This window comes from Streptomyces sp. DT224 (genome assembly GCF_049844595.1).
Classification (GTDB): Bacteria; Actinomycetota; Actinomycetes; order Streptomycetales; family Streptomycetaceae; genus Streptomyces.
This window is the reverse complement of sequence record NZ_JBNCLI010000035.1, coordinates 1-1,350: the sequence shown is the minus strand read 5'-3', so window position 1 is coordinate 1,350 and position 1,350 is coordinate 1. Positions and strand designations below refer to the sequence as shown.

Annotated in this window: 3 protein-coding genes; 2 read left to right on the top strand and 1 reads right to left on the bottom strand. The window is 66.2% G+C overall.

Annotation, left to right across the window (positions count from 1 at the left end; genetic code table 11):
* The coding region (locus tag ACLQ2N_RS35905) for a winged helix-turn-helix transcriptional regulator (RefSeq protein WP_425819983.1) at positions 1–251 on the bottom strand (251 nt) is incomplete at its 3' end.
* Between the two features lie 102 nt (positions 252–353).
* Here ACLQ2N_RS35905 and ACLQ2N_RS35900 point away from each other — a divergent pair.
* Positions 354–917, top strand: coding sequence for a carboxymuconolactone decarboxylase family protein (locus ACLQ2N_RS35900; protein WP_425819981.1), 564 nt, complete (start codon positions 354–356; stop codon positions 915–917).
* Positions 918–955: 38 nt separating this feature from the next.
* Positions 956–1,249, top strand: coding sequence for a DUF1330 domain-containing protein (locus ACLQ2N_RS35895; RefSeq protein WP_425819979.1), 294 nt, complete (start codon positions 956–958; stop codon positions 1,247–1,249).
* Positions 1,250–1,350 lie beyond the last annotated feature (101 nt).

Genomic DNA, 1,350 nt, shown 5'->3' with positions numbered 1-1,350 from the left:
CCGGAGGCCCAATCATCGAGCGGGGCGAGAGATTCTTGAAGGGTCCTGCCCTGTTCAGTGAGCAGGTACCCCTCGCCGGCGTTCTCGACGAGGTCGGCCTGTCCAAGCTCGCGAAGCCTGTCTGCCAGGACGCTTGATGAGACGCCGCCGCATCGTTGCTGGAGCTGGCGGAAGGTCGGAGATGAGCCGTCCCGTAGCTCCCACAGGACTCGCAGCGCCCAGCGTCGGCCCAAGAGGTCCAGGAGCGCCATGATCGGGCGCCCTGTGTGCGAGCCGCGGACCCGGCGGCCTGGGAGTGGTGTTGGTCGTGTCATCTGCTTCCCTTTCCGAAGCGTCAATGTTAACGTCCCGCTATGCCTCTGAAATCGAAGCAGCCTCGCATCGAGCCGCTCTCGCCGCCCTATGGCGAGGGAGCCAGCGAGGCCCTTGAGCTCCTCGGGCATTCACCCATCCAGCTGTTCCGGGTGTGGGCCCGCCGGCCCGAGCTCGCCCGCTCCATCGCGGGCTGGGGAAGCTACTACTTCTCTCGGCGCTCCGCGCTCACTCTGCGCCAGCGCGAGCTGGTCATCGACCGGACCACCGCACTGTGTGGCGCCGACTACGAGTGGGCTGTGCACGTCGCGTACTTCGCCGAGAATGCGGGACTCGACACGGCGCAGCTCGCGTCCCTCGCGAAGGGAAGGCCGACGGACGACTGCTGGCACACCACCGATCGTGCCGTGCTCGAAGCGGTCGACGAGCTTCATGCGACCTTTGACCTCTCCGACGACACCTGGGCGAACCTGGTCGCTGTCGCCGATGAAGATGCCGCACTCGATCTGGTCTTGATCTGCGGTTGGTACCACGCCATATCGTTCGCCGTCAGGGCGCTCCGCCTGCCCCTTGAACCCGGCACCGAGCCGATCTCCGCACACTGATCTAAGCCAGATGCATTCATCCCAACACTGGAGGTTCCATGCCCAAGGGCTACTGGGTCAGCGTCTACCGCACCATTTCAGACCCTGAGAAGCTGGCCGCTTACAACAAGCTGGCCCATCTGGCCGTCGAGCCCGCGGGCGGCCGGACCATCGTCCTTGGCGGTCGGGTCGTGCCGTATGACGCCGGAATCGCCGAGCGCACCGTCCTGGTCGAGTTCGACAGCTTCGAGCAGGCTGTCGCGGCGCGCGAGAGTGCGGCCTACCAGGAGGCGCTGGTCGCCCTCGCCGACGGCGTCGAGCGCGACTTCCGCATCGTCGAAGGCATCGACTGACCGAGGTCCAGTCGGATCTTCCCTGAAGGCTCACAGAGCTCCAAGAGGCTCGACCCGCCGAGGTGCTGTGCAACGGCGGCTACACCCTCACCCCGCTCGGC